The organism is Pseudarthrobacter sp. HLT1-7, from assembly GCF_059383435.1.
Genome location: NZ_JBWZCH010000008.1, coordinates 70,265 through 93,839, shown reverse-complemented (window position 1 = coordinate 93,839; position 23,575 = coordinate 70,265). Strand labels below are relative to the sequence as shown.

General features: G+C 67.3%; 22 protein-coding genes. 10 read left to right on the top strand and 12 right to left on the bottom strand.

Translation table 11 applies throughout. The features are described 5' to 3' along the window. Positions 1-3: 3 nt before the first annotated feature. The 5 genes from AC50X6_RS10025 to AC50X6_RS10005 all read right to left on the bottom strand — a co-directional run bounded on the left by AC50X6_RS10025 (position 4) and on the right by AC50X6_RS10005 (position 5,662). The gene (locus tag AC50X6_RS10025) at positions 4-1,320 is read right to left on the bottom strand and encodes a pseudouridine synthase (protein ID WP_494966074.1); all 1,317 of its coding nucleotides are present in this window, start codon (positions 1,318-1,320) and stop codon (positions 4-6) included. A 111-nt stretch (positions 1,321-1,431) separates the two neighbouring features. Continuing rightward, complete coding sequence (gene scpB, locus AC50X6_RS10020) at positions 1,432-2,130, bottom strand: SMC-Scp complex subunit ScpB (RefSeq protein WP_494966073.1); 699 nt, start codon at positions 2,128-2,130, stop codon at positions 1,432-1,434. Further along, positions 2,127-3,062, bottom strand: a complete 936-nt coding sequence (locus AC50X6_RS10015; RefSeq protein WP_494966072.1) for a segregation and condensation protein A — start codon at positions 3,060-3,062, stop codon at positions 2,127-2,129. The genes scpB and AC50X6_RS10015 overlap by 4 nt, the downstream gene beginning before the upstream one ends. Positions 3,063-3,070: 8 nt before the next feature. After that, positions 3,071-3,970, bottom strand: a complete 900-nt coding sequence (locus tag AC50X6_RS10010) for a ParA family protein (RefSeq protein WP_326967613.1) — start codon at positions 3,968-3,970, stop codon at positions 3,071-3,073. Between the two features lie 324 nt (positions 3,971-4,294). After that, positions 4,295-5,662 (bottom strand): cation:dicarboxylate symporter family transporter, encoded by a 1,368-nt coding sequence (locus tag AC50X6_RS10005; RefSeq protein WP_494966071.1) that lies wholly within the window; start codon positions 5,660-5,662, stop codon positions 4,295-4,297. A gap of 139 nt (positions 5,663-5,801) precedes the next feature. Here AC50X6_RS10005 and AC50X6_RS10000 point away from each other — a divergent pair, with 139 nt between their 5' ends. Then, positions 5,802-7,502 (top strand): sensor histidine kinase, encoded by a 1,701-nt coding sequence (locus tag AC50X6_RS10000; protein ID WP_494966070.1) that lies wholly within the window; start codon positions 5,802-5,804, stop codon positions 7,500-7,502. Then, a complete protein-coding gene (locus AC50X6_RS09995) occupies positions 7,499-8,218 on the top strand; it encodes a response regulator (protein WP_494966069.1) in 720 nt (239 codons plus the stop codon). Before AC50X6_RS10000 ends, AC50X6_RS09995 begins: the two co-directional genes overlap by 4 nt. A 139-nt stretch (positions 8,219-8,357) precedes the next feature. Here AC50X6_RS09995 and AC50X6_RS09990 read toward each other — a convergent pair whose 3' ends face one another. Further along, complete coding sequence (locus tag AC50X6_RS09990; RefSeq protein ID WP_494966068.1) at positions 8,358-10,268, bottom strand: propionyl-CoA synthetase; 1,911 nt, start codon at positions 10,266-10,268, stop codon at positions 8,358-8,360. 208 nt (positions 10,269-10,476) lie between these two features. Between AC50X6_RS09990 and AC50X6_RS09985 the strand changes: the two genes are divergently transcribed. The 4 genes from AC50X6_RS09985 (at position 10,477) to AC50X6_RS09970 (ending at position 14,791) form a co-directional block, all read left to right on the top strand. Next, positions 10,477-11,118, top strand: coding sequence for a GntR family transcriptional regulator (locus tag AC50X6_RS09985; protein ID WP_494966067.1), 642 nt, complete (start codon positions 10,477-10,479; stop codon positions 11,116-11,118). Positions 11,119-11,150: 32 nt separating this feature from the next. Beyond that, the gene (locus AC50X6_RS09980) at positions 11,151-12,671 is read left to right on the top strand and encodes an MmgE/PrpD family protein (RefSeq protein ID WP_494966066.1); all 1,521 of its coding nucleotides are present in this window, start codon (positions 11,151-11,153) and stop codon (positions 12,669-12,671) included. Continuing rightward, positions 12,672-13,574 carry a methylisocitrate lyase gene (prpB, locus tag AC50X6_RS09975; protein ID WP_494966065.1) on the top strand — a complete coding sequence of 301 codons (903 nt, stop codon included), beginning with the start codon at positions 12,672-12,674 and terminating at the stop codon, positions 13,572-13,574. A 65-nt stretch (positions 13,575-13,639) separates the two neighbouring features. After that, a complete protein-coding gene (locus AC50X6_RS09970; RefSeq protein ID WP_494966064.1) occupies positions 13,640-14,791 on the top strand; it encodes a bifunctional 2-methylcitrate synthase/citrate synthase in 1,152 nt (383 codons plus the stop codon). A 297-nt stretch (positions 14,792-15,088) separates the two neighbouring features. Here the strand turns inward: AC50X6_RS09970 and AC50X6_RS09965 are convergent, their stop codons facing one another. The 6 genes from AC50X6_RS09965 to AC50X6_RS09940 form a co-directional block, all read right to left on the bottom strand. Continuing rightward, entirely contained in the window at positions 15,089-15,985 is an 897-nt protein-coding gene (locus tag AC50X6_RS09965) for a hypothetical protein (protein WP_494966063.1), read from the bottom strand. A gap of 158 nt (positions 15,986-16,143) precedes the next feature. Then, the gene (locus AC50X6_RS09960; RefSeq protein WP_494966062.1) at positions 16,144-16,632 is read right to left on the bottom strand and encodes an 8-oxo-dGTP diphosphatase; all 489 of its coding nucleotides are present in this window, start codon (positions 16,630-16,632) and stop codon (positions 16,144-16,146) included. A gap of 35 nt (positions 16,633-16,667) precedes the next feature. After that, a complete protein-coding gene (locus tag AC50X6_RS09955) occupies positions 16,668-17,423 on the bottom strand; it encodes a hypothetical protein (protein ID WP_494966061.1) in 756 nt (251 codons plus the stop codon). 2 nt (positions 17,424-17,425) lie between these two features. Then, positions 17,426-17,947, bottom strand: coding sequence for an RNA polymerase sigma factor (locus tag AC50X6_RS09950; protein WP_494966060.1), 522 nt, complete (start codon positions 17,945-17,947; stop codon positions 17,426-17,428). 67 nt (positions 17,948-18,014) lie between these two features. Beyond that, the gene (locus tag AC50X6_RS09945; protein ID WP_494966059.1) at positions 18,015-19,736 is read right to left on the bottom strand and encodes an HNH endonuclease signature motif containing protein; all 1,722 of its coding nucleotides are present in this window, start codon (positions 19,734-19,736) and stop codon (positions 18,015-18,017) included. Between the two features lie 7 nt (positions 19,737-19,743). Continuing rightward, complete coding sequence (locus AC50X6_RS09940; protein WP_494966058.1) at positions 19,744-20,004, bottom strand: hypothetical protein; 261 nt, start codon at positions 20,002-20,004, stop codon at positions 19,744-19,746. Positions 20,005-20,055: 51 nt separating this feature from the next. Between AC50X6_RS09940 and pyrR the strand changes: the two genes are divergently transcribed. From pyrR to AC50X6_RS09920, 4 genes are read left to right on the top strand one after another with little or no spacing between them, the layout of a single operon-like run. After that, the gene (gene pyrR / locus AC50X6_RS09935) at positions 20,056-20,655 is read left to right on the top strand and encodes a bifunctional pyr operon transcriptional regulator/uracil phosphoribosyltransferase PyrR (protein WP_494966057.1); all 600 of its coding nucleotides are present in this window, start codon (positions 20,056-20,058) and stop codon (positions 20,653-20,655) included. Next, positions 20,652-21,680 carry an aspartate carbamoyltransferase catalytic subunit gene (locus AC50X6_RS09930; RefSeq protein ID WP_494966056.1) on the top strand — a complete coding sequence of 343 codons (1,029 nt, stop codon included), beginning with the start codon at positions 20,652-20,654 and terminating at the stop codon, positions 21,678-21,680. Before pyrR ends, AC50X6_RS09930 begins: the two co-directional genes overlap by 4 nt. After that, a complete protein-coding gene (locus tag AC50X6_RS09925; protein WP_494966055.1) occupies positions 21,680-23,047 on the top strand; it encodes a dihydroorotase in 1,368 nt (455 codons plus the stop codon). The genes AC50X6_RS09930 and AC50X6_RS09925 overlap by 1 nt, the downstream gene beginning before the upstream one ends. Further along, positions 23,047-23,565: a PH-like domain-containing protein gene (locus tag AC50X6_RS09920; RefSeq protein WP_494966054.1), complete on the top strand. Its 519-nt coding sequence runs from the start codon at positions 23,047-23,049 to the stop codon at positions 23,563-23,565. Before AC50X6_RS09925 ends, AC50X6_RS09920 begins: the two co-directional genes overlap by 1 nt. The last annotated feature ends 10 nt before the right edge of the window (positions 23,566-23,575 follow it).

Below are 23,575 nucleotides of genomic sequence, written 5' to 3'. Positions count from 1 at the left end.
GCCCTACAGCCCTACGGATGCCAGCAGGTGGCCGACTTCCTGCTTGCCGAGGTTGCGGATGCTGCCCTGGCGCTGGTCGCCCAGGCCGATGGGGCCGACCTTGACCCGGACCAGGCGCAGCACCGGGAAACCGACGGCGTCGAAGAGCCGCCGGACGATCCGGTTCTTGCCCGAGTGCAGCACCACCTCGATCAGCACGTGGCCCGGGGTGGAATCCACGAGTTTGAAGGAGTCCACCGAGGCGATGCCGTCTTCGAGCTCGACGCCGCCCTTGAGTTCGGCGCCGATGCCCTGCGGGAACGGCCCGCGGACCTGCACGAGGTAGGTCTTGGGGACTTCGTAGGACGGGTGCGTGAGGCGGTTGGCGAGTTCGCCGTCGTTCGTCAGCAGCAGCAGTCCCTCGGTGGAGACGTCGAGCCGGCCGATATGGAAGAGTCGTTCGCCGTGGCTGTTGCGGACGAAGTCGCTGACGCAGGGCCGGCCGTCCGGGTCTTCCATCGTGGAGACAACACCCTTGGGCTTGTTGAACACCATGTAGACCATGTTCTCGTCCAGCTGGATGCGGAGACCGTCGACGTGGATCACCGCGGTGGTGGGATCGACGCGGACGCCGAGCTCGGTGACCACCTGGCCGTCGACCTCGACGCGGCCTTCGGCGATCATTTCCTCGCAGACCCGCCGTGAGGCGACGCCGGCTGAAGCCATGACCTTCTGGAGGCGGGTGCCGTCCTGGTCGTGCATCTCAGACTGCGGCACCTCGGCGCGGGGTCCGCGCTTGCGGGCCGGCTTGCGCACGGGGCCCAGATTCTGGCCGAAGCGTTCGCTGCCGAAGGCGCGGGGGCCGGCGAACTTCGCGGCGCCGGTGCGGGGCTTGGGCTTCAGGGCACCGGGGGTCCCCGGCTCTTTGCCGAAACCTGGCTTGCCAAAACCTGGTTTGCGGGCGGCGGGCTTGCGCCCGGCTCCCTTTCCGGAAGGCCCGCTGGACTTCCAGTCGCCGGAGGCCGGGCGGTCTGCGGCTGCGCCGTCGGGGCCCTGCAGGTCCGGATCGATGAAGGCCTCTTCGCGGGGCTTGGGGTGTTTAAAGGGGCGGTCTCCGCCGCCCTTGAAGCCGGCTCCGCCGGTGCGGCTACCGCCGCCCTGGAAACTGCGGCCGTTCCTGCCCTGTGCCGGGCGTCCGGTGCCGTCTTGCTGGGGGCGGCCGGAACCGCCTTGTGCGCCGCGGCCTGAGCCCTGCGCCGGGTTTTGTCCGGCACTGTTTTGTCCGGCGCTGTTTCGTCCCGAACTGTTACGTGGTGAACCCTGGCGTCCCGCCTGTGTCATGACCCGTCCTTCGTTTGTTTGCCAACGGCCGCTGTCTCCCGACAACACCCGCCGGCTGGGGCAAAATGGTTCTGCCCTGGTGGATACTCGTGCGCAGGCAGTGGTCCCTGCCTACATTCTTCCTGCGTCGTAGAACTCTTCGATGCCTTCCAGCCCCGGAAGATGGGGTGAAAGCTGCGGCAGTTCCGCCACCGAGCCGATTCCCATGCGCTCCAGGAAATACGACGTCGTCCGGTACAGGATGGCCCCGGAAACAGGTTCCAGTCCCGAATCCTCGATCAGCCCGCGCTGCGTCAGCGTCCGCACGACAGAGTCAACATTGACTCCCCGAATTGCAGAAACCCGCGCCCTGGATACGGGCTGGCGGTAAGCGATCACGGCGAGCGTTTCGAGCGCCGCCTGCGTCAGCCTGGCTGTCTGTCCCTCCAGCACGAAAGCACCGACAATATCGGCGAATTCAGCGCGGGAATAGATCCGCCAGCCTCCGGCGATACTCCGCAATTCAAAACCCCGGGGGGTGGAACCGAAGCCGTTGAAACTGGCGTCATCCACATCCGGGGCACTAACAGTATAACCGCCATACTCCCGCTGCAGTTCCGCGAGCAGCTGCTCGACGACGTCGACGGTGAGGTTCAGCCCCGCGGCCAGCTCGGTGGCCGTGGCCGGCTGGTCGATCACCATCAGCACGGCCTCGAGGGCCGCGCGGGCGCCGCCGGGAAGGCTTCCGAGCCCCGCGTCTGCTGCTGCTTCCGGCGTTGCCGCCGCGGACTCTGTCCCGGCGGCTGCCGGCTCAGGCTGGGTCCAGCTCACGGCTGCTCCTCATATTCTTCATATTCTTCGCGGGTGTCGCTGCTCCAGCTCCCGCGGTCGGCGGTCCAGTGCACGGTCAGGTCGCCCAGCGGCACCAGCTGGTCGAAGGCGACCACCTGGTCCCGGAACATTTCCAGCAGCGCCAGGAACCGTGCCACCGCCACGAGGGTGGATTCGGCGTCGGCGATCAGGGCCCGGAACGTGAGCGGGGCGCCGAGCCGTAACCGGTGGCCCAGCAGCTCGGCCTGTTCCCTGACGCTGACCGGCGAGCCGTGGAGGTGCGCCAGGCCAACCTTGGCCGGGGCGGCTTCCCTGGGCTTCAGGGCGGCTTCCGCCAGGGCGGCGAACTGCTGCGGGGTGTGCCGCCAGATGAGCTCCGGGAGCAACGCGGCGACGTGCGCCTCCAGCGCGACCTGCCGCGGGTAGCGCCGGGCCTCGAGTTCCAGCGTGGAGCCGATCATGCCGGCCACGTGTTTGAAGGCCTTGTACTGCAGGAGCCTGGCGAAGAGCAGGTCCCGGGCTTCCAGCAGCGCGATGTCCTCATCGTCTTCGACCTCGCCGGCGGGAAGCAGCCGGGCGGCCTTGAGGTCCAGCAGCGTGGCGGCGATGACGAGGAATTCGCTGGCCTCGTCCAGGGCCCAATCCGCCCCCTGCTTCTGCAGGGCCTTAATGTACTTGATGAATTCATCGGTGACCGTGGACAGTGCCACCTCGGTGATGTCCAGCTGATGCTTGGAAATCAGGCCAAGCAGGAGATCGAAGGGCCCGGTGAAGTTGGCCAGCCGGACCTCGAAACCGGGCTTCTTGCCGGCGCCCGGCGGCGGCGGAATTTCCGGGCCCGCAGGTCCATCCAGCCCGGAGTCAAGCTCCGCCGGCACATCGAGCTCCGCCGACACCTCGAGCTCCGCCGTGGGAGCGCCTGACTTTGCCATGGACCTGGCTAGGGCGCGCCGCCGCGCGAAATAAGTTCTTTGGCGAGGTTGCGGTAGGCGTCGGCGCCGATGTGGTTGCCGGCATAGCTGGTGATGGGCTCGGCGGCGACGGTGGCGTCGGCGAACTTGATGGAGCGTTTGATGACGGTCTCGAAGACCTTGTCGCCGAAGGCCTCCACGAGGCGGGAGATGACCTCGCGGCTGTGCAGGGTGCGGGCGTCGTACATCGTGGCGAGGACGCCGTCGACCTGGAGCCGCGGGTTCAGGCGGTCCTGGACCTTGTCGATGGTCTCGACGAGCAGCGCCACAGCGCGGAGGGCGAAGAACTCGCAGATCAGCGGGATGATGACGCCGTGGGATGCGGTCAGCGCATTGACGGTCAGCAGGCCCAGTGAGGGCTGGCAGTCGATGAGGACGACGTCGTAGTCATCCTCAACTTTCTTCAGCGCCCGGTCCAGCACCTGTTCGCGCGCCACTTCGTTGACGAGCTGCACTTCAGCGGCGGAGAGGTCTATGTTGGCCGGGAGTAAGTCCAAATTTTCCACACCGGTCTTGTGGATGGCATCGCGGATGTCCACCTTGCGGTCCATCAGGACGTTGTAGACCGTGAGATCCAGTTCGTGCGGGTTGATACCCAGGCCTGCGGAGAGGGCACCCTGCGGGTCGAAGTCCACCACGAGCACACGGCGGCCGAATTCGGCCAGCGCAGCCGCCAGGTTGATGGTGGAGGTGGTTTTCCCCACTCCGCCCTTCTGGTTGACCATGGCGATGACCCGCGCGGGGCCGTGGGATGACAGCGGTGCCGGCTCCGGAAAGTCGCGATAAGGGCGCCCGGTGGGGCCCATAATGGCGTCTTCCAGATCCAGTTCGGTGCCTTCCAGAGTTGCTGAACCCTGTTCGCTGCTCACGTATCTATCCACACTTTCGATGACGGTGATTGTGGTGCTTGGTATTGCTGCCTGCTTGATACTGCTGCCCTTGGTACTTAAACCCTTGGTACTCAAACCCTGGGCTTCCAGCGCCGATCTTATTCCTCCCAAGGTTACAGCGCCCGACACGGTATTCGGCGGACCTTGACAGCGGCCGATATTTGAGCCTCAACCTTCTGGTTGAAGTCGAAGGTTACGGCCGTGCCAGGAAAAACCGCCCGGATGCCGGCTGGCGTCCGGGCGGTTCACCGGGGTCCGGCTGCCGCTGATCTGCTGCGGCGCCGGCCCCTGGGTCGCTGCGGGTCAGGCGTTCGCCATCACCGGTCGGGCCGGCTCAGCGGCGGCATCCGCGGCTGTGTGGTGCTCACCGTGTCCGGCCAGCATGGTCTGTTCATCGAAGGGCTCGTTTCCGGAGAGAACCCGTTCAACCTGTTCGCCGTCGATCTCCTTGACCCAGGTGCCGATCAGCACGGTGGCGACGGCGTTGCCGGTGAAGTTGGTCAGGGCGCGGGCCTCGGACATAAAGCGGTCGATGCCGACGATTATGCCCACGCCGCCCAGAAGCTGGGGCGCATGCGCCTGGAGTCCGGCGGCCAAGGTGGCCAGTCCGGCGCCGGTGACGCCGGCGGCACCCTTGGAAGCGATGATCATAAAGACCAGCAGGGAAACCTGTGCACCCAGGTCCAGCGGGGTGCCCATGGCATTGGCGACGAACAGGGAAGCCATGGTCAGGTAGATGGCAGTGCCGTCGAGGTTGAAGGAGTAGCCGGTGGGCACCGTGACGCCGACGACCGGCTTGGACACTCCGAGGTGCTCCATCTTCGCGATCAGGCGGGGCAGGGCGGCTTCGGAAGACGAGGTCGAAAAGATCAGCAGGTATTCACGGCCGAGGTACTTCATGAGCCGGAAGATGTTCATGCCGGCCACGACCTTGAGTAGCCCGCCGAGGATCACAGCGATGAACAGCGCACAGGTAGCGTAGAAGGCGACCATCAGGGTTGCCATGCTGACGATGGCCTGGACGCCGGTGGCGCCGACGACGGCGGCGATCGCACCGAAGGCACCCACCGGGGCGACCCACATGATCATGATGAGGATCCGGAACACGAGGACCTGCCCGTGTCCGATGGCCTTGAGGATCGGGGCGCCCTGGGTGCCCATCCTCTGGAGCGCGAAGCCCACCAGGATCGCTGCGAAGAGGGTCGGCAGCACCGGGATGTCACTGGGGATGATGCCCAGCAGGAAATCGACCGTACTGTCCGTGGCAGCCTTCTTGTTCGGATCATAGGGGGCGAGCTTGAGGCCCTCACCCGGGTGGACCAGGTTGCCCACCACGAGGCCGATGGCGAGCGCAAACGTTGACATGACGATGAAGTAGCCCAGGGCCAGCCCGCCGACCTTGCCGACCGTGGCAGCCTTGGCGATCGAGCCGATGCCCAGCACAATGGTGCAGAAGATGATCGGGGCAATCATCATCTTGATGAGTTTGATGAATCCGTCGCCCAGCGGCTTGAGGGACTTGCCTACCTCGGGGAACAGCAGTCCGACCAGGGCGCCGAGGACGACCGCCACGATGACCGCGATGTACAGGTAATGGGACTTGTCGAGTCCCTTGCGCTTCTTGACCGCGGTCGCGGCGGGCGCCGCTGACTCTCCTCGTTGAGAGGCCATGGTGTTCTCCTTGGATAGGCTGGACACTGGTGCGGCGCAGGCTGCGGGCCCCATCACGTCCGTTTTGTGTGTAACCCCATCATTGATGACGGGGTGACGCGCATCACCCTTGCGTTCATATTGGTCATGGAAGGTGTTGATGATCCACCGCTGGAGCATCGCCCGCAGGCTTTTTGTGGCCCACCTGCTGTTTATGGTGGCACTGACGGCCATCGTCGGTACGGCCACTTTCGTTGATGCGCGCGACTCCGCCTACGAGGAGGCCGGCCGGCGGATGGCCGGCATTGCGGTCGCGATGGCCGACACACCCTTCGTGCGGGAGGCGGCGGGCACCGCCGATCCGTCAGCGCTGCTCCAGCCTTATGCCCTGAAGGTTATGCAGGATGCGGATGCGGACTTCATCACGATCATGGCCCCGGACCGCACCCGGTGGACCCACCCCCGCGAAGAGGAGCTGGGGAAGCCCTATATAGGTTCGATAGACACGGCTCTCGACGGCCAGATCTTCACCGAAATCACCGCCGGCACGCTGGGCCCCTCGGTCCGCACCATCGCGCCGGTGAAGGACGCGGACGGTACCGTCCTGGCGCTCGTCTCCGCCGGCGTCACGGTCCGGACCGTGGATGTCGCCGTCTCCGGCCGGCTGCCGGCCCTCGTGGCTTTGGGCCTGGCCCTGCTCGCGGGCGGTTCGATGGCGTCCTGGCTGCTGGGGCGATACCTGCGCCAAGTGACGCGGGGATGGGGTCCGGAGCAGCTGGCCCAGCTCTTCGCCTACTACGAATCGGTGCTCCATTCGGTGCGCGAGGGCGTCATCCTGATCGACCCCAAGGGCAGGGTGGTGATGTACAACGATCAGGCCGCCGTGCTGATGGGGCTCCCGCCCGGCCCGTCCGACGGCGGCTCACCGCCGGACCAGCGGGGCGGCCGCAGCCTGGCGGCGCCGTCGCTCGCCGAACTGCCGCTTGCCCCGAGCCTCAAGGAGCTGTTCGAATCGGGCAGGACCGCGCTCGATGAGATCCATTTGACCGGCCCGCGGATCCTCGTGGTGAACCAGGGCCCTGCGGTGGGACCGGGCGACGCCACGGGACGGCAGCGCGCGGCCGTTTTCGGCACCGTAGCCACGATCCGGGACCGCACCGAGATCGAATCGCTGGGCAGCGAACTCGAAACCATGCGCACGCTCTCCGATGCCCTCCGTGCCCAGACCCACGAACACGCCAACCGGCTGCACACGATCGTCTCGCTGATGGAGCTGGGCCGCGGCGCCGAAGCACTGGATTTCGCCACCAGGGACCTCGAACTCAGCCAGCGGCTGACCGATGACGTGGTGAGCTCCATCGAAGAACCCGTGCTTGGTGCCCTGATCATGGGCAAGGCCGCCGAGGCCCACGAGCGCGGCGTCGAACTGACCCTCACCACCGCAGGGAACAGGACTGGCCCCACCGCCGTGACCGGCCTGGCCGTCCAGGACCTCGTGGCAATCCTGGGCAACCTGCTGGATAACGCCATCGATGCCGCGGCCGAGGCTCCGGCGCCCCGGCTCGTGGACCTGACGGTCGAGACCGTCGCCGGGGCTCTGGAGATCACGGTGGAGGACAGCGGGCCGGGGATCGATCCGGAGGCCGTGGAGGACATTTTCCGGCATGGCTTCAGCACCAAGGCGGCGGGACCCTACGGCCGCGGCCTCGGGCTGGCCCTGGTCCGGCAGGCGGTGCACCGCCTGGGCGGTAGCATGACCATCAGCAGCCCGGCCGGGGCACTGTTCCACATCACGCTGCCGACGGCTCCGGCGGCATCGCCGGCGACGTCCCTGACCACTACGACGAAGGGACAGCAGTGAGCGCCATCCGCGTACTCGTCGTCGAGGACGAGCCGATCGCCGCAGCCGCCCATGCGGCCTATATCGGCCGGCTGGCGGGATTCACCCTCGCCGGCTCGGCCCCCGACGGGCAGACCGCCCTGCGGCTGATGACGGAGTTCGCAGCCGCCGGGAACCCGGTGGAGCTGGTGTTGCTGGACATGAACCTCCCGGATCTGCACGGGCTCGACATCGCGCGCCGGATGCGGGCCGCGGGCCTCTTCGCGGACATCATCGCCATCACCGCCGTCCGCGAACTGAACATCGTCCGCAGCGCGGTGGCCACCGGTGTGGTCCAGTACCTGATCAAGCCGTTCACCTACGCCACCTTCGCGGACAAGCTGGCCAGCTACCGGCTCTTCCGGCAACAGCTGGCCTCCCCCGGCACGGGTCATTCCGGGGCCGGCGCCTCCCAGAGTGATGTTGACCAGGCGTTCGCGAGCCTCCGGGCACCCTCCGAGCTGCCGCTGCCGAAGGGACTGGCGGAGTCCACTCTGGAGTCCGTGCAGGAATTCATGAAGCAGCAGACCGGGGCTGTGTCTGCCAGTGAAGTGATGGACGCGCTCGGTATGTCACGGGTGACCGCGCGGCGCTACCTCGAGTACCTGGCCGACGCCGGCACGGCCTCCCGCGCTGCGCGTTACGGCGCCCCCGGCCGGCCGGAGAACGAATACCGCTGGACCCGGCCGGGACCGTAGCGCAGGAGCCTGACGGCAAGGTACTCCCCCGCCGGGCGTCACGCACCGCAGAGTTTCGAGAGGGCCCCTCCGCCGCACTGCCGGATTCCCGCCGTCGGGCCTGCCGGAGGCGCCCAAAAGCCCGCTGTGCGTGACGCGGCTACGCCCCCGTCATTCTGTGGGCGGCGGGGCGCAGGGTCTCGATGAGCTGGTCGATCACGCCGGCGTCCTCGATCGTGGACGGCACCACATAGTCGTCGCCGTCGGCGATCTGGCGCATGGTCTTGCGCAGGATCTTTCCCGAGCGGGTCTTGGGCAGCGCGTCCACGACGGTGACGTGCTTGAAGTCCGCCACGGCACCGATGTCGCGGCGGACCAGGGCGATCAGCTCCTTGACCAGGCTCTCCGCGGGGATGTCGACTCCCGATTTGAGCACCACGTAGCCGCTGGGGCGTTGTCCCTTGAGCGGGTCCGCAACGCCGATGACGGCGCACTCGGCCACCGCGGGGTGCTGGCCGATCACCTGTTCCATGGCCCCGGTGGAGAGCCGGTGGCCGGCCACGTTGATGATGTCGTCGGTCCGGCCCATGACGAATAGGTAGCCGTTGTCGTCCCGGTAGCCGGAGTCCCCGGTGGCGTAGTAACCCTCGAACGCCTGGAGGTAGGAGGAGACATAGCGCTCGTCGTCGCCCCAGAGCGTGGTGAGGGTGCCCGGCGGCAGCGGAAGCGCCAGGACGATGTTCCCTTCCGTCCCGGCTTCGACGTCCTCGCCGGCACCGTCGACGATGTTGAGCTTGAAGCCGGGCATCGGCACGCTGGGCGAGCCGGCCTTGATGGGCAGCTCATCGAGCCCGCGCGGGTTGGCGCAGATGGCCCAGCCGGTCTCGGTCTGCCACCAGTGGTCCACCACCGGTACGCCGAGGATCCGGGACGCCCAGTGGTACGTGTCGGTGTCCAGCCGCTCGCCGGCCGCGAACAGGGTCCGCAGGCTGGAAATGTCGTACTTCTCCAGCAGTTTCGCCTCCGGGTCGGCCTTCCGGATGGCGCGCAGGGCGGTGGGCGCGGTAAAGAGCACGTTGACCTTGTGGTCCTGGATCACCCGCCAGAAGGCTCCGGCGTCGGGGGTGCCGACGGGCTTTCCTTCGTAGATCACCGTCGTGGCGCCGGCCAGCAGCGGCCCGTACACGATGTAGGAGTGCCCTACGACCCAGCCGACGTCGGAGGCGGTCCACATCACGTCGCCGGGGCCGACGTCGTAGATGTTCTCCATGGTCCAGCGCAGCGCCACGGCATGGCCGCCATTGTCCCGCACCACGCCCTTGGGGGCGCCGGTGGTTCCCGAGGTATACAGGATGTAGAGGGGATCCGTGGCCTTGACGTCGACCGGCGCGGCGGGCGCGGCGGTGGCCATCTCGGTGTCCCAGTCCAGCCAGCCGGCGTGGTCGGCAACCGAGGAGGCAAAGCCGTCCCGCGCCTTGACCAGCACCGGTGTGTCCGGTGTTCCGGCCAGGCCGAGGGCTTCCTCGACGGCGGGCAGGTACTCGATCCGGCGCGAGGGCTCAATGCCGCCGGAGGCCGTGACTACTGCCGCCGGGGCGGCGTCGCGGATGCGGGCGGCAAGTTCCTTGGGGGCGAAGCCGCCAAAGACGACGGAGTGCACGGCGCCGAGGCGTGCGGTGGCCAGCATGGCTATGGCGGCCTCGGGGATCATCGGCAGGTAGATCACCACGCGGTCCCCCTTGCCGACGCCGTGGCTGCGCAGGACCCCTGCGAAGCGGGCCACGAGATCGGTGAGTTCCGCGTAGCTGTAGCGTTGCTGCGTGCCGAGCATGGCGGAGTCATAAATCAGGGCGTCCTGCGCGCCCCGGCCTTCCTCGACGTGCCGGTCCAGGGCATTGTAGGACGTGTTGAGGACGCCGTCAGGGAACCAGCGGTACAGCGGCGCCCTGCCGGCATCAAGGCCATGCTGCGGCGGAGTGGTCCATGAGATCTTCCCGGCGGCTTCCAGCCAGAATTCTGCGGGTTTCGCCAGGCTGCGGGCGTAGCTGTCCTGGTAGTTCTTGGTAACCATGAAATTGAATCCCGTCCACGACAATGTGATGAGGCTCATGGTAGCCCTGTCCGGGCGCAGGACACAATGCCTGTGTATACATAACTGCGGTTTTTAGGCCTGTTTTGTGGAGATTACTGCGTAAATATGAGTAGCGTGTATACACTGGACTCCGTTAGCCACTCGAACCCGTCAGCCGATGGAACCGTCAGTCAATGAAGGAGGCCGGATGCGCGCCAGCGATAAGGCCTACGCGGCCCTGCGCGAGGACATCATCGCATGGCGCCTCCTCCCCGGAACGGTCCTTGCGGAAGTGGAGCAGTCCGGGCGCCTCGGCATCTCACGCACGCCGCTCCGGGAGGCCCTCAGCCGCCTCACCGCGGAAGGACTGACGACGACGGCAGGCGGCCGCGGCGTCGTCGTCACCGATATCTCGCTGGAGGACATCGACGAACTCTTCGAACTGCGCGGGACCCTCGAGTGCAGGGCCGCGGCGCTGGCTGCCGAACGCGGCGACGCCGCCACTTTCGAACAGCTCCGGATTGAACTTCTCCTGGCCCCCGCGCTGATCAGCGCCGGGGACCCGGCCCGGCACGACTACTACGGGCTGGTCGGGCGGCTGGACTCGGCCATCGACGCCGCGATCTGCAATTCCTACCTGGCCCAGGCGATGCGCAGCCTGCGCGTGCACCTGGTCCGCGTCCGCCGGCTGGCGGCCGACGACGCCGAACGGCTGACCGCCGCCGCCGCCGAACACGCCGCCATCGCCGAGGCGATCGCCGCCGGCAACCCCCGGCTGGCGGAAGCCGCCACCACCCTTCATCTGCACCGAAGTCTTTCCCACGTCAAAGCCACCCACGCACCTCACTAAAACCCACGTACCTCACTAAATGAAGGAGCACCATGGTTAAGGAACACCACGTCCGCGTGTACAAGAGCGAGGAAAACCTGCCCCGCGAGGACCAGCTCGCCTTCAAGATCGCCAAGGTGGCCGCGGATCCCGTCGCCGTCACCGCCGAGGTCACCGACATGGTGATCAACCGTGTCATCGACAATGCCTCGGTGGCCATCGCCTCGCTGAACCGCGCCCCGATCGTAGCGGCCCGCGCCCAGGCCCTGACCCACGGCCCCACCACCGGCGGCAAGGGCTCGAAGGTCTTCGGCATCGACGAGCGCGTTGCCCCGGAGTGGGCGGCCTGGGCCAACGGCGTCGCGGTCCGCGAACTCGACTACCATGACACGTTCCTCGCCGCGGAGTACTCCCACCCGGGCGACAACATCCCGCCCATCCTGGCCGTGGCCCAGCACGTGGGCGCCAGCGGCCAGGACCTCATCCGCGGCATCGCCACCGGCTACGAGATCCAGGTCAACCTGGTCAAGGCCATCTGCCTGCACAAGCACAAAATCGACCATGTGGCCCACCTCGGCCCCTCCGCAGCCGCCGGCATTGGCACCCTGCTCGGGCTTGAGGTCGAGACCATCTTCCAGTCGATCGGCCAGGCACTGCACACCACCACGGCCACCCGGCAGTCCCGCAAAGGTGAGATCTCCACATGGAAGGCCCACGCCCCGGCGTTCGCCGGCAAGATGGCCGTCGAATCCGCGGACCGTGCCATCCGCGGCCAGACCTCCCCGGTGCCGATCTACGAGGGCGAAGACGGAGTCATTGCCTGGCTGCTGGACGGCCCCGACGCCTCCTACACCGTGCCGCTGCCAACGCCCGGCGAAGCCAAGCGCGCCATCATGGACACGTACACCAAGGAACACTCCGCCGAGTACCAGGCGCAGGCCTGGATCGACCTGGCCCGCAAGCTGAACGGCGGGCACCCCGAGGTCACCGACCCGGCCAACGTGGCGTCAGTGCTGATCAAGACCAGCCACCACACCCACTATGTGATCGGCTCCGGCGCCAACGATCCGCAGAAGTACAGCCCCACGGCCAGCCGCGAAACGCTGGACCACTCCATCCCCTACATCTTCACGGTCGCCCTGCAGGACGGCGCCTGGCACCACGTTGATTCCTACGCCCCGGAACGCGCCGCACGCCCGGACACCGTGGAACTCTGGCACAAGGTCACCACCGTCGAGGACCCGGAATGGACCCGGCGCTATCACTCCCTGGACATCGCCGAAAAGGCCTTCGGCGGCACCGTGGTCATCACGCTCACGGACGGCACGGTCATCACCGAGTCGATCGCCGTCGCCGACGCGCACCCGCTGGGCGCCCGGCCGTTCGCCCGGGAACAGTACGTCCACAAGTTCCGCTCCCTCGCCGCCGGCCTCGTCGCCGAAGAAGAAATCGAACGCTTCCTCGCCGCCGCCGCCCGCCTGCCCGAACTGGCTGCCGGTGAGCTGGACCAGCTCAACATCCAGGCCGCCGACGGCGTGATCGACCTTGCCGCCGCACCGAAGGGACTCTTCTAAATGCTGTACTCGAAGGTCACCCCGGAGCAGAAACGGGTCCGTTTCCGCGAACTCCTGGCGTCCGGGACGATCCAGCAGTTCCCGGGCGCGTTCAACCCGCTCTCGGCCCGGCTGATCGAGGAAAAGGGCTTTTCCGGGGTCTACATTTCCGGCGCCGTCCTGGCCAACGACCTGGGCCTGCCCGACATCGGGCTGACCACGCTCACCGAGGTGGCCACCCGCGCGGGGCAGATCGCCCGGATGACGGACCTGCCGTGCATCGTTGACGCCGACACCGGCTTCGGCGAGCCGATGAATGTGGCCCGCTCGGTCCAGGAACTCGAGAACGCAGGCCTCGCCGGACTGCACATCGAGGACCAGTTCAACCCGAAGCGCTGCGGCCACCTGGACGGCAAGAACGTGGTGGACCTCGACACCGCCACCAAGCGCATCCGGGCGGCGGCAGATGCCCGGCGGGACCCGAACTTCCTGATCATGGCGCGGACCGACATCCGCGCCACAGACGGATTGCAGGCCACACAGGACCGAGCCAGGGCGCTCGTGGACGCCGGCGCTGACGCCATCTTCCCGGAGGCCATGAAGGATCTCAGCGAGTTCCAGGCGATCCGCGATGCTGTCGACGTGCCGATCCTGGCCAATATGACCGAGTTCGGCCAGAGCGCGCTGTTCACGGCGGATCAGCTCGCCGGCGTCGGGGTTAACATGATCATCTACCCGGTGACGCTGCTCCGTAGTGCCATGGGCGCTGCGGAGCGTACGCTGGAATCGATTAAGGCTGACGGTAGCCAGGAAGCCCAGGTCGGGACCATGCTGACCCGGGCGCGTTTGTATGACCTCGTCGACTACGAGGCCTACAACAGCTTCGATACCGGAGTTTTCAATTTCCAGATCCCGGGACAGTAGGCCCCGCAACGGGCTCCCGGCTCCGGCCGGTCCAACACACGCGACAGGAACAAAGGAGTTTCAGCATGGCTGAACAAGAGATCAAAAAGGGCCTCGCCGGCGTCGTGGTGGACTACACCGCGGTCTCCAAGGTGAACCCGGACACCAATTCGCTGCTCTACCGCGGTTACCCCGTGCAGGAGCTTGCCGCGAACTGCAGCTTCGAGGAAGTCGCCTACCTGCTCTGGAACGGCGAGCTGCCCACCACGGAGCAGCTGGCGGAGTTCTCGGCGCGGGAACGCGCCGGGCGTGCGCTGGACCCGGTGGTCAAACAGGTGATCGACGCGCTGCCGACCTCCTCGCACCCGATGGATGTCTGCCGTACGGCAGCTTCAGTCATGGGCGCCCGGCACCCGCTGGCGGAGGATTCCTCCCGCGAGGCCAACATGGCCAAGGCCGTGGACCTGTTCGCGGCAATGCCCGCGGTGGTTTCCTACGACCAGCGCCGCCGTCATGCGGCGGGACGCTCCATTGAACCAGTGGAGCCCCGCGACGATCTGGGCTACTCCGCCAACTTCCTCTGGATGGCCTTCGGCGAGGAGCCCGTCCAGGAGGTTGTTGAGGCGTTCAACGTCTCGATGATCCTGTACGCCGAGCATTCCTTTAACGCCTCGACGTTCACGGCGCGCGTGATCACCTCGACGCTCTCGGACCTGCACTCGGCCGTGACCGGTGCCATCGGCGCGCTCAAGGGCCCGCTGCACGGCGGCGCAAACGAGGCCGTGATGCACACCTTCGACGAGATCGGCATCCGTCCGGAAGAGTCGCTGGACGAGGCTGCCACCCGGGCCAAGGCCTGGATGGAGGACGCCCTGGCCCAGAAAAAGAAGGTTATGGGCTTCGGCCACCGTGTCTACAAGCACGGCGATTCCCGGGTCCCCACCATGAAGGCGGCACTGGATAAGATGATCGCGCACTACGGCCGGCCCGAGCTGCTGGGGCTGTACAACGGTCTGGAGTCGGCGATGGACGAGGCCAAGGCGATCAAGCCGAACCTTGACTATCCGGCCGGCCCGACGTACCACCTGATGGGCTTCGACACCCCCACCTTCACTCCCCTGTTCGTTGCCAGCCGGATCACCGGCTGGACCGCGCACATCATGGAGCAGCTGGACGCGAACTCACTGATCCGCCCACTGAGCGAATACAACGGCGTCGAGGAACGGCATGTGAAGTAGTTCCCCCTCAGCACCCAAGCAGATTACGACGGCGGGCCGGTCACCTTTTAGAGGTGGCCGGCCAGCCTTTTTTCTCCCTGGCGGGCGTTGCGGCTAGGGGTCATTTTCGCGAATTCATCGGGGATCTCGGCGGGGCCAGGATCTCTTCGCGCCGGGAGGACATGCCCATTCTTCGCACCCGGGACTGGGCATATCCGGACTATGTCCACCCGCTGGCCCCGGCGCGGGGCATGTCCTTGAGCCCGGCGATCCCACACCCTGGGACCCGGGCCCCCGACGAACTAGCGAAAATGCCCGCTAGCCTGCGTTGATCTTCAGCGAGGTGATCATGCGCTTCGCGTTCACATACTCGGGGGTCTGCATGTAGGCGCGCGCGGCATCGAGGGAGGGGAACGTCTTGGCCCCCTTGCGGCCGGGAACTTCCTCCGTGCCACCGATGCGGACCTGAAAAGCGTCGGCGAAGGAGTACATCGGCGACTCGGCGGGGCCGTTGACCACGTTGTAGAACATGCAGGTGCTGCCGTTCTGCCCGGCCGGGGTGCTGGTCAGGCCGTAGGACGCCGTGACGTGGTCCGTTTCCTGGAGTGCCCGGAAAGCAAACCTCGGTGTGACGGACCCCTTCGAGGGCTGGTAAGGAAGATTGACTTCGACCACATCAAGCACCGTATAGGGAACCGAACCCTGGCACGCGCCGCCGATTCCGCCTGACGGCCCGAAGTGCAGGGACGCCACCACCACAGCGGCTTCGTTCGCGACGTCAACATCTACCGCCCCGGATCCGTACGCCCCGGCGGGAGTGGAAACACTCCATGTGGAGGGGTAGTCGAAGCTGACCTTTGCATCGGCGCTGGTGAAAGTCTGCCAGGCCCCGGTGGAAGGCGGGGGTGTGGCCGGGGCGGACGTTGAGGGCGCCGCGGATGGCGGCACGGACACCGACGGCACAACTGCCGGCGACGGCGCCGTCGTCAGCGCCGCGGACGCTGTCGGCGCCACCACCCCGGCCGTCGAGCCTGCCGCGGGCGCCGGGTCCCCGGACCCCATGTATCCGGCCACAGCAATGCCCCCGGCGACTGCCGCCACGGCGAGGGCACCGACGGCCGCCGCCAAAGGCCAGCGCCGGCGTGCCGGGCTTCCCTTTTCCGGTGCCCCGTCGTGAGGATCCCTGCCCAGAATGTCGTGATTACTAGAGTCCATGTCCTGCCCCCAAATGGTCCGTGTGCCGCTTGCCTGTGTGCGAAGGAACTGCGTGGATCACCGCGGCGCAATGTCCGAAGCTTAGGCTACAGGCAGGGCAGCGGCATTCCCCGCCCCGCGATTTCGATTCGCGGAAAAATTCGGTGGGGAAGCTGAGGTCACCCCGGTGTGGAAGAATTCCGGACCGACGCGACTGTTTCGTTGTCCTCGTTGAGGACCACGACGACGTCGATCCTTTCACCTGCCAGGGCCGGAGGCAGCCAATGCTCGGCATCCTGCCACATGCGGTGCAGCGGAAGCGCTTCGACGTCGAACCATTCGGGCGTAATTTCCGGGCTTTCCGCGGGTTCGCCTTCCCAATATCTGGCGGTGAACAGCCTGCACGACATGTTCCACTCCGTCCGAGAGGGAAAGATGAACTCGACGACGCCGGCATGGGACAGGTCCTCCTGGCGGACGACGACCCCGGCTTCTTCCCAAACCTCCCGGACCACGGCCTCGGCGTCGCTCTCCCCCAACTCGACGTGGCCGCCAAGGCCCACGATCTTGCCCGTGCCCAAGCCGGTCCGCTTCAGGCCCAGCAGCACATCAGTGCCGCTCTCCACTTCACGGAGCAGGAAGCAGAGAGTGACCGGAGTGAGCTTCATGTGCTCCACCCTATATCTGCCGCGGGGCACCCCAGCTATCCGACTGACGGGCCATCGCCCACCAGCTGCGGCCGGAGTTCCACCGGTATGCCGTCGGTTGCAAATTCCTTGTCCATGGCCTGCTGTGGCGTGAGGCCCTGATTGTTCGCAGCCTGGAACTCCCAGTTGAAGACGCTGGACGACTCCTGCCGGACATCCCAGAGGAAACGGCCGTTCTGCAGTTTGGCAATAAGGAACCAGGCGTTGCCGCCGTCGAGCTGGAGCGCCCGGACCCCGTCATCTGAGATGGAATAGGCGAGCCAACCGTCGGCGCAGCCCAGAACCGTGTAGTAGCCCTGTTCGGCGGGAGAAATTGGAGTGATGGCCCGCTGCCGGTCATTGCGCTGCTGGTCAATGTTGGCCACGGTGCACGCGATGCCTTCGGTACTCAAAGCTGCTTTGCCCGTTTGAGTGGGAGGCGCCGTGGGAGCGGCGACAGAGGGGCCTGGGGAGGCCGGCGTGGCGCTGGCGGTATCCGCCGGCGTCGGGCTGGCGGTCTGGGCCGGGCCGGGCGCCGGCTGCGGCATCAGGTTCCCGCCGAGAATCACTGCGCCCACCACGGCCGCAGCAGCAAGCGCGGTTGCCGCCGCAGTCCGCACGGCAGTGCGCCGCGCCGGAGTGCGCCCTGTCAGGCGGACAATATTTGGATCCGTGGAGTAGACGATCGAGCGGGCGGCGTGGCTGTCTAGTGCTGAGCCTGGTACTTCCACCCGCGGCTTGGCATCCTTCATGAGCTGTTCGATGCGGTCCATGGCTAGTCCTTCCGTTCGGTCATGAGGTGGGAGGGTGCAGCCTTCGCGAACGCCCGGCGGGCCCGGTGCAGGCGGACCGCAGCGGCCGAAGGAGAGCATCCCAGCGTCTGGGCCAGTTCAGCGGTGGTCAGCTCGTCCCAATAGCTGAGCATAAGAACCTCGCGGTCCCTCTCCCTCAGCTGCGCCAGCACCCCTGCCACGGCCGCCCGTTCTTCAGTGTTTGCTGCGGGGACCTGGCTGAGAGCCTCCTCTTTCAGCCGCTCGACAAGTTCCTGGCGGCGGCGTCGTCCCTTGTATTCATTGCCGATCACATTCCGGGCGGTGGCGAGCAGCCAGCCAATGCCGGGCGGTTCCGACAGTTGCTTCTGCCAGGCAATTCTGAAGACATCCGCCGCCAGTTCCTCGGCGCGGTGGCGGTCATTGATTCGGCAGGCAACGTAGCCGTAGACTCGCGCGGAATGCTGAGTGTGCAGGTCAATGAACGCTTGCTCTTCGGCGGCCAGCATGGTGTTCCCCCCGGACATCGGATGACTTCTTCCTGATAACTAAGTGTCCCGTGAAGAGTTCTTTCTTTCACGCGAGCAAGAAATTCTAGCGGAGCGAGGATTCCGGCAGGATGTGCGGCAGGAGGTCTTCCGGGAAAGGGTCGCCGAGTGGCGTCGGCCAGCCTGAATCATCTGTTTCTGCGGCGGTGAATTGGTGCCAGTCCGGGAAGGGGTCAAGGGGCAGTTGCGGTCCGGGATCCCGCCCTGGATCCGGGCTGGGGTGTCCGGTGGGCGCCGGGTCCGGATGCTGTCCCGGATCCGCACCCAGGCCCGGGTCAGGACCTGCGTCTGTGGTCAGGGTGTGGTCGGGCCAGTGGGGTGGTTCCCAGTCCTGGTGTTCGCTGGGGTAGTGCCTGTTTGTGGGTGAGGTCCATCCTGGCGGGTGGTTTTTGCTGGCGCCGGTGGGGGTCCAGGCGGTGTTGTGTTTGAGGCGGTGGTGGCGGGGGCATGCTTGTCCGAGGTTGGCGATGCCGGTGGTGCCTTCGTCGGCCCAGGCCAGGAGGTGGTCCGCGTCGTTGTCCAGGGAGTGGTTGTTGCAGCCCGGGAAGAGGCATCTGCCGTCGCGGAGCCGGAGCCATTGACGCTGGGCTTTGGTGAGGCGGTAGCTGGTCCGTCCGATTTCCAGGGGCGCTCCGTCCCGGGGGTCGGTCAGGACCCGGTGGAAGGACTCGGCGCCGTCGGCGATCAGGCGGCGGGCCATGGACGGCGGGATCGGCCCGTACCCGTCCAGCATGGCCGGTTCCCCGGTGGCGCCGAGGAGGGACAGGACCGGGACGGTGATCAGGACCTGCGCCCGCGGGGACGGGACGCCCCCGCACAAGCCGGTCCCGCCGCAGGCCGTCCCGCAGGTAGCCTCGCCTGTGGTTCCGGTGTTGGTGAGGAGCCAGGTGGCGGTGATGTCGGCGCGGAGCTGGGTCAGGGTGCGGGCCTCGTTAGGGTTTTGGAGGGCGCGGGCGGCGGCGGTGGCCCGGTCCCAGATCCCTGCGGCGGCAGCTGCGGGGAGGTAGGCCGAGAGCCAGGCCATGCCGTCCCGGTCCGGGAGGTACTCGACCCGCCGGTCCGCAGCGCTTTTGGTGTGGCGGGTCTCGATGCTTACCGGGTGGTGGCGTTCGCGCCAGGTGCGGGCTTTGGCGCGGAACCGGCCCGGAACGAGGTCCCCGGGCGGGGCCCCGCGGGCGGGGTCGGGCGCGGCGGGGTCCAGGAAGTGCGCTTCCAGGCCGGCCGCCCCGGCCGTGTCAAGGCCCGTGGTTTCCTCGCAGATGATCCGGGCGTGGGCCCAGGAGATCGTGCCGGCCTGCAACGCGGTCAGGGTCAGCGGCAGCGCCGTCGCGAGGGTCTGGCAGTCGGCCAGCAGTGCACCGGCGGTTCGTTCGCTCACGGTCAAAACGCAGGCGAGCTCCGCGACTAGGGACATCTCCTGCATGGTGCGTTCCTGCGGGGACGCCCCCGGGGGTGCCAGGGCACGGGTGGCCTGGGCGTAGTCCGCGGCCAGCCGCACTTTCAGTGCCGCGGTCCGGGCCTCCAGCCGGGCCACGTCCGCGAGAGCGTCCAGGCAATCATCGGCCAGATCCCGCACCGGATTGCCGTCCAACAGGGCCCGGGCACCGGCGTCGGGCGGATAGCCCTCCCGCAGGGCCCCGGCCCCGGCGCCGGACGGATCAGCGTGGCCCGCGCCGGCGCCGATGAAGGCAGCCAGCACGGCAGCGGACGCGGCGACGGCCGCCACCGCCGCCCCGCTCTCCGCACTCCACGCTGTCCTGCTTTCCATACCTCAATTACATCAGGGAGCACCGACAAGTGGAGGTGGTGCTGAGGCGGGGGTCGTCGCCTTCGGTTTCGCGTTGGCCCGGGTACGGCAGGACGCGTTGGCCCGGGTACGGCAGCAGTTTCCGGACCGTGATGGGTGAAGTGGCCTTTGTCCTGGTCGGCAAGGGGTTCCCGGTCCGGAGTCCGGCCTTGACCTCGGACTGGTTGCGGTCGCCGGTGAGTACTTCGGCGCCGGGCGCGGGCACCGCTGTGGTAATTTGAGAGCGCAAACAATCCTTTTTTAATTCCGTCCCGTGAGGCGGGGAAAGGGGAGACGAGCGTTGACTTCTGTTCCAGAAGCACCGGTTCCGGCCAAGGTTGTACTCACACGAGTAGTACTCAGCCAGGCGGATATCGACCGTGCACTCACTCGTATCGCCCACGAAATTCTCGAGTCCAACAAGGGCTCCCAGGACCTGGTCCTGCTGGGCATCCCGCGGCGGGGCTACCCGCTCGCCGTCAGGCTCGCCACCAAGATTGCAGCCGCAGATCCCACCGTGGACCCGGCCGCTATTGTCGGCCAGCTGGATGTGACGATGTTCCGCGATGACCTTTCCCATCAGGCCATGCGCCCGCCGTATCCCACCCAGTTGCCGCGTACCGGCATCGACAACAAGGTGGTGGTGCTGATCGACGACGTCCTCTACTCCGGCAGGACCATCCGCGCCGCCCTCGACGCGATCATCGACCTCGGCCGGCCGCGCATCGTCCGCCTCGCCGTGCTGATTGACCGCGGCCACCGGGAACTGCCCATCCGTGCGGACCACGTCGGCAAGAACCTCCCCACCTCCTCGTCGGAGAAAGTCCGGGTCCGGCTCGAGGAAACCGACTCCGCCGACGGTTTGCCCGTCAACGAAGTGGTAATCGAGGCCACTGTATGAAGCACCTGCTCGCCACCGAAGACCTGAGCCTGTCCAACGCCATCCGGATCCTCGACACCGCCGAGGAAATGGCCGCCGTGGGGGAGCGCGAGGTCAAGAAACTCCCTACCCTGCGCGGCCGCACCGTGGTCAACCTGTTCTTCGAGGACTCAACCCGCACCCGGATCTCCTTCGAGGCCGCCGCCAAAAGGCTCTCCGCGGACGTCATCAATTTCGCCGCGAAGGGCTCCTCAGTGTCCAAGGGCGAATCCCTCAAGGACACGGCCCAGACGCTGGCAGCCATGGGGGCGGACGCCGTCGTCATCCGGCACTGGGCCTCCGGCGCCCCGCACCGGCTCGCCGCCACCGACTGGATCGACGCCGCCGTCATCAACGCCGGCGACGGCACCCACGAACACCCCACCCAGGCCCTGCTGGACGCGTTCACCATGCGCAGGCACTGGTCAAAGCTGGCCGGCACCCCGTCCGCCGGGGCGGATTTAAAGGGCATGCGCGTAGCAATGGCCGGGGACGTGCTGCACTCCCGGGTGGCCCGGTCCAACGTCTGGCTGCTGCGCACCCTGGGCGCCGAAGTCACCCTCGTGGCGCCGCCCACGCTGCTGCCCGTCGGCGTCGAAAAGTGGCCCTGCACCATCAGCTACGACCTCGACGAAACCCTCGCGGGGGGCGTTGACGCGATGATGATGCTCCGGGTGCAGGGGGAACGGATGAACGCCTCCTTCTTCCCCACCACGCGTGAATATTCACGCCGCTGGGGCTTCGACGACAACCGGCTCCGCACCCTCGACCGGCTTGGCCTGAAGGACACGATCATCATGCACCCGGGACCGATGAACCGGGGCCTGGAGATATCCTCCGCGGCCGCGGATTCGCCGCGCTCCACCGTGCTCGCCCAGGTCCGCAACGGCGTCTCCATCCGGATGGCCGTCCTGTACCTGCTGCTTTCCGGGGATACCCGCGGGCCGGCCGGGACCTCCAATGCTTCCCCCACCAACTCCGCCACCGTCACCAAGGAGAGCCACTGATGGCATCACAGCAACAGGACGCCGGCGCCGGCACCTACCTGATCCGCGGCGCCGCCATACTCGGCGGAGCCCCCGAAGACCTCCTGATCCGCGCGGGGCTCATCGCCGGACGCGGACCGAACCTCAAAGCCGACGGCGCCACCGTCATCGAGGCCGCAGGCCTCATTGCCCTGCCCGGCATGGTGGACATCCACACCCACCTGCGCGAACCCGGCCGCGAAGATGCCGAAACGGTCGAGACCGGCACCCGCGCCGCGGCCCTGGGCGGCTATACGGCCGTGCATGCGATGGCCAACAGCACCCCGGTGGCGGACACCGCCGGCGTCGTCGAACAGGTCCTGACCCTGGGCCGCGCCGCCGGCTGGGTGGACGTCCGCCCGGTTGGTGCGGTCACGGTGGGCCTCGCGGGGGAGCGGCTCGCGGAACTCGGCGCGATGGCCGATTCCCGCGCCCGGGTCCGGGTCTTTTCCGACGACGGCGTCTGCGTGCACGATCCCGTGCTCATGCGCCGCGCGCTCGAATACGTCAAGGCGTTCGACGGCGTGGTGGCCCAGCACGCGCAGGAACCCCGGCTCACGGCCGGTGCCCAGATGAACGAAGGCGTTGTCTCCGCCGTCCTTGGCCTCGCCGGCTGGCCCGCCGTCGCCGAGGAAAGCATCATCGCCCGCGACGTCCTGCTCGCCCAGCACGTCGGGTCCCGGTTGCACGTCTGCCACGTCTCCACCGCAGGCTCGGTGGAAATCGTGCGCTGGGCCAAGTCCCGCGGCGTCAACGTCACGGCCGAGGTCACCCCGCACCATCTCTGGCTGACGGATGAACTGGCCCGCAGCTATGACCCCGTGTACAAGGTCAACCCGCCGCTGCGCACCGACGCCGACGTGCAGGCCCTGCGCGCCGCGCTGGCCGACGGCACCATCGACGTCGTCGGCACGGACCACGCCCCGCACCCGGGCGAACACAAGGAATGCGAGTGGGCGCAGGCCGCGATGGGCATGACCGGACTGGAAACGGCGCTCTCCGTGGTGCAGCACACCATGATCGATTCCGGGCTGATGGGCTGGGCTGATTTCGCCCGCGTCACCTCCACCGCCCCGGCCGCCATCGGCCGGCTGGAAGACCAGGGCCGCCCGCTCGACGCCGGCGAACCCGCCAACGTCATACTGGTGGACCCGGCTGCGCGCTGGACCGTGGACCCTTCTAAGATGGCAACTATGGGCCGTAACTCTCCGTTTGCCGGCCGGGAACTTCCCGGCAAGGTGGTGGCGACGTTCTTCAAGGGCCACCCGACCGTCCTTGACGGCAAACTCAACACCCCGTACCGGTATCCGGCAGATCTTCCCGACGCAGCACCGGCGGGCCTCAACTGATGGACAGGCTGCTCCCCGGGCTGTTGATGCTCTCCCTCGCCGTCATCGTCATTGCCCTGCTGGGCATCGGCTGGCGGAACCGCCTGCGACGGCAGTCCGACGTCGGACCGCTGCCCGAGGTTCCCGCCGGACTCGGCGCCCCGGTGGCAGCCGCCGATGGCCAGTACGTCGCCTCCACCACCGCTGGCGACTGGCTGGACCGCATCGCCGTCCACAACTTAGGGCTCCGCACCAACGCCGAACTCAGCGTCCACCCCGAAGGCGTGCTCTTCGAGCGCTCCGGCGCGGGCCCGGTGTTCATCCCGGCCGCCCGGCTCACCGGGGTGCGCCAGGAAAGCGGTATGGCCGGCAAGTTCGTCGAAAGAAACGGACTGCTGGTGCTCAGCTGGATGCTCGGCACCCGCGAGCTGGACACCGGGTTCCGCACCCGGCACGCCGACGACAAGACAACCCTCCTCACCGCGCTGCAGGAATTGATCTCCGCAGCCCCTCAGGCCAACGCCGATAGTGGAAAGTAACGACGTGACG

Bases quoted from the DNA above. Each gene is read 5' to 3' on its own strand.
- AC50X6_RS09950 (WP_494966060.1), bottom strand. From the start codon at position 17,947: ATGTCCGGGGGGAACACCATGCTGGCCGCCGAAGAGCAAGCGTTCATT.
- AC50X6_RS09965 (WP_494966063.1), bottom strand. From the start codon at position 15,985: ATGGACTCTAGTAATCACGACATTCTGGGCAGGGATCCTCACGACGGG.
- AC50X6_RS09960 (WP_494966062.1), bottom strand. From the start codon at position 16,632: ATGAAGCTCACTCCGGTCACTCTCTGCTTCCTGCTCCGTGAAGTGGAG.
- AC50X6_RS09955 (WP_494966061.1), bottom strand. From the start codon at position 17,423: ATGGACCGCATCGAACAGCTCATGAAGGATGCCAAGCCGCGGGTGGAA.
- AC50X6_RS10000 (WP_494966070.1), top strand. From the start codon at position 5,802: ATGATCCACCGCTGGAGCATCGCCCGCAGGCTTTTTGTGGCCCACCTG.
- AC50X6_RS09925 (WP_494966055.1), top strand. From the start codon at position 21,680: ATGGCATCACAGCAACAGGACGCCGGCGCCGGCACCTACCTGATCCGC.
- AC50X6_RS10005 (WP_494966071.1), bottom strand. From the start codon at position 5,662: ATGGCCTCTCAACGAGGAGAGTCAGCGGCGCCCGCCGCGACCGCGGTC.
- AC50X6_RS09980 (WP_494966066.1), top strand. From the start codon at position 11,151: ATGGTTAAGGAACACCACGTCCGCGTGTACAAGAGCGAGGAAAACCTG.
- AC50X6_RS09930 (WP_494966056.1), top strand. From the start codon at position 20,652: ATGAAGCACCTGCTCGCCACCGAAGACCTGAGCCTGTCCAACGCCATC.
- AC50X6_RS10015 (WP_494966072.1), bottom strand. From the start codon at position 3,062: ATGGCAAAGTCAGGCGCTCCCACGGCGGAGCTCGAGGTGTCGGCGGAG.
- AC50X6_RS09970 (WP_494966064.1), top strand. From the start codon at position 13,640: ATGGCTGAACAAGAGATCAAAAAGGGCCTCGCCGGCGTCGTGGTGGAC.
- AC50X6_RS09945 (WP_494966059.1), bottom strand. From the start codon at position 19,736: ATGGAAAGCAGGACAGCGTGGAGTGCGGAGAGCGGGGCGGCGGTGGCG.
- prpB (WP_494966065.1), top strand. From the start codon at position 12,672: ATGCTGTACTCGAAGGTCACCCCGGAGCAGAAACGGGTCCGTTTCCGC.
- AC50X6_RS09990 (WP_494966068.1), bottom strand. From the start codon at position 10,268: ATGGTTACCAAGAACTACCAGGACAGCTACGCCCGCAGCCTGGCGAAA.
- AC50X6_RS09920 (WP_494966054.1), top strand. From the start codon at position 23,047: ATGGACAGGCTGCTCCCCGGGCTGTTGATGCTCTCCCTCGCCGTCATC.
- AC50X6_RS10025 (WP_494966074.1), bottom strand. From the start codon at position 1,320: ATGACACAGGCGGGACGCCAGGGTTCACCACGTAACAGTTCGGGACGA.
- AC50X6_RS09985 (WP_494966067.1), top strand. From the start codon at position 10,477: ATGCGCGCCAGCGATAAGGCCTACGCGGCCCTGCGCGAGGACATCATC.